This window comes from Spirillospora sp. NPDC046719 (genome assembly GCF_040645715.1).
Lineage (GTDB): Bacteria > Actinomycetota > Actinomycetes > Streptosporangiales > Streptosporangiaceae > Spirillospora.
In genome coordinates this window covers 1-5975 of record NZ_JBEYYT010000511.1, presented here as the reverse complement: position 1 = coordinate 5975, position 5975 = coordinate 1, and the positions used below count along the sequence as shown (strand labels likewise).

The following is a 5975-nucleotide window of genomic DNA, read 5'->3' as shown; positions in this document are numbered from 1 at the left end:
CCGGCGGCGCGCGCCGCCGGCCCCCGGGCCCTGCCGTACGGTCCCGCCCTGCCGTCCGACCCCGTGCCGCCGTCCGACCCCGTGCCGCCGTTCGGCCCCGTGCCGCCGTTCGACTCGGAGCCGCCTGCTCCGGGCGGCGCCGCGCGCGTTTCCCGGCCCGCGAACGCGGCTGATACGCTCACTGCCCACGACCGATCGGCGCGCGGCGACGCGGCACGGTGGGAGCCCCTCGGCATGGCAGTGACGCCCGTCCTCGACCTGCGCGGCATCGACAAGAGCTTCGGTTCCGTCAAGGTCCTCCACGACATCGCCTTCTCCGCATACCCGGGCGAGGTCACCGCGCTGGTCGGCGACAACGGCGCCGGCAAGACCACCCTCGTCAAGTGCATCGGCGGCATCCACGCGCCGGACGCGGGGGAGTACCGCTTCGAGGGCCGCCAGGTGCGGCTCGGCAGCCCGCGCGACGCCGCCGCCCTCGGCATCGAGGTCGTCCACCAGGACCTCGCGCTCTGCGAGAACCTCGACATCGTCCAGAACCTGTTCCTCGGCCGCGAGCAGCGGCGCGGCATCGCGCTCGACGAGTCCGGGATGGAGGAGCTGGCCCGCAGGACCCTGTCGGGCCTGTCCGTCCGCACCATGGGCTCGGTCCGGCAGAAGATCTCCACGCTGTCGGGCGGGCAGCGGCAGACGGTCGCGATCGCCCGCGCCGTGCTGTGGGACAGCAAGCTCGTCGTGCTGGACGAGCCCGCCGCCGCGCTCGGCGTCGCGCAGACCCAGCAGGTCCTGGAGATCGTCCGGCGGCTCGCCGACAAGGGCCTCGCCGTCGTGCTCATCTCGCACAACATGAACGACGTGTTCGCGGTCTCCGACCGGATCGCCGCGCTGTACCTCGGCCGCATGGCCGCGCAGGTGCGCACCGCCGACGTCACCCACCGGCAGGTCGTCGAGCTGATCACCTCCGGCGTCAGCGGCGACCTGGGGCTGCGGCGATGATGAAGGCGGGCCCGTCACAGGAGGACATCCGGCGGCACAACCTCGGGACGCTGCTGCGCTTCGTGCACCTGCGCGGCCCCGCGTCCCGCGCGACGCTCGCCGAGAGCCTCGGCCTGAACCGCAGCACCATCATGGCGCTGACCTCCGACCTCACCGCCGCGGGCCTCGTCCGCGAGGAACTGCCGCGCGGGCCCGGGCGGCGCGCCGGGCGCCCGTCCCTCGTCGTGCGGCCCGAGTCGACCCGGGTCTACGTGCTGGCGTTCGAGGTCGGCGTCGACCGGCTCGTCGTCGCCCGCGTCGGCCTCGGCGGCGTCGTCCTGGACCGCCGGGAGGGCACCCGCACCCGCGACTCCGACCCGTCCGACCTGCTCGGCATGCTCGTCGCCGGAGCCCGCTCGCTGGTCCGCAAGGCCGAGCGCGACGCGGTCTGCGTCGGCGCCGCCCTCGGCTTCCCCGGCACCGTCCGCCGCTCCGACGACATGATCATGTTCGGCCCCAACCTCGACGTCGGCGACCTGCGGCTCGGCGACGCCCTGTCGCGCCGGCTCGGCCTCGGCATCCCGGTGTCGGTGTGCAACGACGCCAACCTCGGCGCGCTCGCCGAGCACGAGCGCGGCGCCGGCGTGAACTGCGACAACCTCATCTACCTGCACGGCGACGTCGGTGTCGGCGGCGGCATCATCGCGCACGGCCGGCTGCTCGGCGGCGACGAGGGCTTCGGCGGCGAGATCGGCCACATGATCGTCAATCCGGGCGGCCGGCAGTGCGCCTGCGGCTCGAAGGGCTGCCTGGAGGCCGAGGTGGGGGAGCGGACGCTGCTCGCCCACGCCGGCCGCGAGGAGCCGACGAACAAGGCGGGCCGCGACGCGGTCCGCGACGTGGTGGACGCCGCCGACCGCGGCGACATCGTCGCCCGCGAGGCGCTGCACCGCGTCGGCACCTGGCTCGGCCTCGGCGTCGCGAACCTCGTCAACGTGTTCAACCCCGGCCTGGTCATCTTCGGCGGGACGCTGCGCGACATCTACCTCGGCGCCGCCGCGCAGATCCGCAGCGTGCTCGCGACCGGCGCGCTCGACGCGCCGCGCGAGAAGGTCCGGCTCCGCACCGCCGCCCTCGGCGACGACACCACCCTGGTCGGCGCCGCCGAGTTCGCGTTCGCCGAGGTGCTGTCCGATCCCGTCCAGGTCCTCGCCCGCCTCCGCGGCGCCGAGATCGCCTCCCCCTCGGCGCGCTAGGAGCCCGCCTCCAGGGTGCGCGGGCGCGCCTTGAGCTAGGCGATGCCTCCGTAGGCGCCCCGGTAGAACACCAGGGGGCGGCCGTCGTGGTTCTCGTCCAGGGCGTGGACGCGGGCGACGACGATGACATGGTCGCCGGCGACGTGCTCCTGCTCGACGGAGCACTCGATCCAGGCGAGGGCGCCCTCGATGGCGGGGGCGCCGCTCGGGCTCTCCGTCCAGTCGATGCCCGCGAACTTGTCGCCGCCCTTGAGCGCGAGCCGCCGGCAGACGTCGAGCTGGGGCTCGCCGAGGATGTTGATGCAGAGCCGGTCCGAGGCGCGCAGCCGGGGCCAGGTGGTGCTGGTGTGGGCGACGCAGAACGCCACGAGGGGAGGATCCAGGGAGACCGAGGTGAAGGAGTTGGCGGCGATCCCCGTGGGCCGCGCCGTGCCGGGTTCGACGGCCGTGATGGCGACCACGCCGGTCGCGAACCGGCCCATCACCTGCCGGAACCGTGCGCCGTCGAGGTCCGCCGCCGGCGTGATGGCTCCCTGCGCCATGGGGGCTCGATCCCTTCTGTCGACCAATTGCCTGCTCAGGCGTCGGGGCCCCGCCGGTCCGGGTCGCGCGGGCGTGTCGCCGGGAGGAGGGGGTGCGGCCTGCATGACCACTAAAGCCGCTCTCCGGGAATGATGATTCCCAAAAGGGACGATCTCCGTCAAAGGTCCCGGTGGGGTCTCGGTCCCATGACGGAGCCCCGGACCGTCCTGCGGCCCGGGGCTCTGCGGATCGGGTGGAGCGCCTATGGCCGGCGCGCCTCGGCCGGGATGACGAGCGGCACCGCGCTGTACGGGTTGAGCGTCGCGGTCGAGGTCAGGCCGTCCAGGACGAGCCGTCCCGCCCCGGCGAGCCGGGCCTTCACCGGCGCCGGCAGCCGCGGCCCCTCGTGCAGGCCGAGCCAGGCGATCCAGCCGGCGGCGACGACGCCCCAGTACGAGACGAGCCGGTACAGGCCCACCGCCGCGGCGGCGGGGGACAGCGCCGCGCCGAACGCGACGAGCGAGGCGGCCATGCTGCCCTCGATCGCGCCGAGGCCGCCCGGCAGCAGCGGCAGCACGCTGCCCGCGGCCTGCGCCGCGAAGTAGGCGAGCGCGGCGGCGTGCGGGTCGACGTCGATGCCGACGGCGTGGGCCGCGGCCAGCAGCGCGAGGATGTCCAGCACCCAGTTCAGGGTCGCGAGCGTGATCAGCGCGGCCCAGTCGCGCCGGTTCGGGCGCAGCACGTCGCGGACGCCGGCGAGCCGCTCGGCCCACGGGCCGAGCTTCGGATGCGCCAGCGCGAACTGGAAGGCGCGGCGCGGCGGCGCCGTCAGCACCGCGCGCGGGCGCGGCCACCGCAGCAGCGGCACCACCATCAAAAGCAGGACGGCGGGCACGGCGAGCCCGGTCAGCGCCGGACCGCGCGTGGCCGGGTCGGCGAGCAGCGCCAGCAGGCCGATCACCGAGTAGGTCGTCGTGGTGATGACGCCCCCGGCGATGATCACGGCCGTGGCGAGCTTCGCCGACGCCCCGCCGCGGCGGAACTGCCGGAACGTGTAGACGACGCTCACCGCGGGCCCCGCCGGCAGCGTCGTGGACAGCGCGTTGCCCGCGTAGGTGATCGCGAACGCGCGGCGCAGCGGCATCCGCAGCCCGCCGACGCGCAGCAGCCGCCGCTGGAGCCGGGCGAAGGCGCCCATCGAGCCCGCCACCGCGAGCACCACCATCGTCAGCCAGCCGGGATCGGCGTGCCGGATCGAGTGCCACATGGCGCCGAGATCGGGAAGCGAGTCGCGGTAGAGCGGCAGCGCCGCGACGGCGAGGAGCAGCACTCCCCACTGGAGCAGGAGCCCCGCCTTGCGCCGCCACCAGGGGCGCTTCGGCGCGTCGTCCGCGGCGTGCGCGCCGGCCGGCCGTTCGAGGAACAGGTCGTCGGGGGACGGTTCGTCCATGTCCGGTCCGTCCCATCGTGTACCGTCCGGCAGCGGACGGGATGAGGCGACGTCGGCCGGGGGGTGTGCCGGTGCCGCGACTGTCTCGGTCATGTCCCGGTCACCTCGCAAGCTCGCCCGTCTAGCGCAACCTACGGCTCCGGTATGACATTCCCCTGGAGCGGGTCACGGAACCACAAAGTGATCTTTGCCACGGGGTCCGCGCCGGGCGCGCCCGGCGGGCTCGTCGGCAACCTCTCGCGTTGCTCTGACAGCTGATCGCCTTCCTGCCTAGGATCTCCCCTCTGTCGTATTTGTTCCCGCCCCGACGGAAAGGACTCCATGCCCGCTCCCCGAAGGACGGCCGTCCTCGGCGCCACCGCCGCCGCGGCCGCGCTCGCCGTCGCCGGCGCCGTCGCCCTGCCGTCCGGATCCGCCGAGCACGTCACCGTGTCCAAGGCCGCCGCCGCCGTCGGCACCGGCGACACCGCCCCGCTCTCCGGCGTCTCGTTCACGCTGAAGTCCTCTCCCGTCTCCGCCGCCGCGCTCAAGCAGCTCGACGACACGGCGGCGAACCCGGCCCGCGGCATGAAGCGGCAGGCGAACCTCGTCGCCGCCGCGAGCGGCGCGAAGAACGGCCTGGTCTGGAAGAGCGGCTGCGGGGCCAACGACGCGGTCAAGGCGATGAACGCCAAGCTGACGGTCGGCGCCTGGTGCTTCGCCAACGGCGACAAGAGCAGCAAGTCCTGGATCCCGCAGGGCGTGGCGACCAGCCGCACCGCCCAGCTCGACGGGTTCGTGCTCAGCTGGTACCACCGGCACCTGTCCGGCTCCGACTGGGTGACGGACGGCTCGCGCCTCACCGTCGGCAAGCGCCCCCTGGTCGAGAAGGCGGGCGCCTACCAGCCCGTCACGCTCGCCATCCCGACCGCGACCGCCGCCGGCAAGCTCGCCGTCAAGGACGTCCGTCCCGCCGCGCCCGCGCCCGGCGCCGCCTCGGCCCAGGGCGTCGCCGACGCGCCCCAGCACCAGGGCGGCGTCGCCCTCGCCGGCGACTACGTCTACACCGCCGACACCTCGGGCCTGCGGGTCTACGACGTCCGCCGCACCTACCAGGTGCCCACCGGCAAGACCGGGCTGGGCGTCGACGCCACGGACGGCAAGTTCTACGCGCACGGCGAGAAGTACGTGCTGTTCCAGACCGGCATGTACCGGCCGCTCAACGCCGGGGCCTGCCCCGCCTGGGACAAGGCGCCGTCCGCCAAGGACAAGGACCTGTGCTTCAGCACGGTCACCTACGACCCGACCACCTCGCCCAAGAGCCTGCTCACGGCCGAGTACAAGACCAAGGGCGGCGTGACGTCGGCGAAGCCGATGCGGGTCGTCCGGTGGCCGCTCAACGCCGACGGCTCCCTGCAGGCGGACGCGTCCGGCCAGGTCAAGTCCATGGTCGTGTACGGGACGAACCTCACGAACGTCCAGGGCGTCGCCGGCTACCACGGCGGTGGCGGCGACACGATCTACTACAGCACGACCCTCACCGCCCCCGGCGCGTTCTACAGCGACCGGGACGGGGACGGCAAGGCGCCGTTCAAGATCGTCGGGCCGATCGGCGGGGAGTCCCTGGCCTTCGACCCGTACTCGGGCGGCGACCGGATCTACGGCATCACCGAACGCCCCAACCAGCGGATGTTCTTCTGGACCTACCGCAAGCAGTTGCAGCGGCCCGGCATGCCCTAGCGCCCGGCCCGGAGAACGGCCGCGGCGCCCGTACGGCACACGTCCGTACGGGCGCC

Annotated in this window: 5 protein-coding genes; 3 read left to right on the top strand and 2 right to left on the bottom strand. The window is 74.0% G+C overall.

Going from position 1 to position 5975, the window contains the following annotated elements; all coding sequences use genetic code 11:
- The first annotated feature begins 234 nt into the window (after nt 1-234).
- Nucleotides 235-993, top strand: coding sequence for an ATP-binding cassette domain-containing protein (locus tag ABZ914_RS44575; protein WP_500200766.1), 759 nt, complete (start codon nt 235-237; stop codon nt 991-993).
- Nucleotides 993-2228 carry an ROK family transcriptional regulator gene (locus tag ABZ914_RS44570; RefSeq protein WP_500200765.1) on the top strand — a complete coding sequence of 412 codons (1236 nt, stop codon included), beginning with the start codon at nt 993-995 and terminating at the stop codon, nt 2226-2228. The genes ABZ914_RS44575 and ABZ914_RS44570 overlap by 1 nt, the downstream gene beginning before the upstream one ends.
- A gap of 35 nt (nt 2229-2263) precedes the next feature.
- On the opposite strand, the gene ABZ914_RS44565 is transcribed toward ABZ914_RS44570, so the two are convergent.
- Nucleotides 2264-2770, bottom strand: coding sequence for a flavin reductase family protein (locus ABZ914_RS44565; RefSeq protein ID WP_500200764.1), 507 nt, complete (start codon nt 2768-2770; stop codon nt 2264-2266).
- A 242-nt stretch (nt 2771-3012) separates the two neighbouring features.
- Entirely contained in the window at nt 3013-4200 is a 1188-nt protein-coding gene (locus ABZ914_RS44560) for a lysylphosphatidylglycerol synthase transmembrane domain-containing protein (RefSeq protein WP_500200763.1), read from the bottom strand.
- 321 nt (nt 4201-4521) lie between these two features.
- On the opposite strand from ABZ914_RS44560, the gene ABZ914_RS44555 reads away from it, so the two are divergent.
- Nucleotides 4522-5919, top strand: a complete 1398-nt coding sequence (locus tag ABZ914_RS44555) for a hypothetical protein (protein WP_500200762.1) — start codon at nt 4522-4524, stop codon at nt 5917-5919.
- The last annotated feature ends 56 nt before the right edge of the window (nt 5920-5975 follow it).

Coding starts and splice junctions, on each gene's coding strand:
- ABZ914_RS44570 (WP_500200765.1), top strand. CDS start 993: ATGAAGGCGGGCCCGTCACAGGAGGACATCCGGCGGCACAACCTCGGG.
- ABZ914_RS44555 (WP_500200762.1), top strand. CDS start 4,522: ATGCCCGCTCCCCGAAGGACGGCCGTCCTCGGCGCCACCGCCGCCGCG.
- ABZ914_RS44575 (WP_500200766.1), top strand. CDS start 235: ATGGCAGTGACGCCCGTCCTCGACCTGCGCGGCATCGACAAGAGCTTC.
- ABZ914_RS44565 (WP_500200764.1), bottom strand. CDS start 2,770: ATGGCGCAGGGAGCCATCACGCCGGCGGCGGACCTCGACGGCGCACGG.
- ABZ914_RS44560 (WP_500200763.1), bottom strand. CDS start 4,200: ATGGACGAACCGTCCCCCGACGACCTGTTCCTCGAACGGCCGGCCGGC.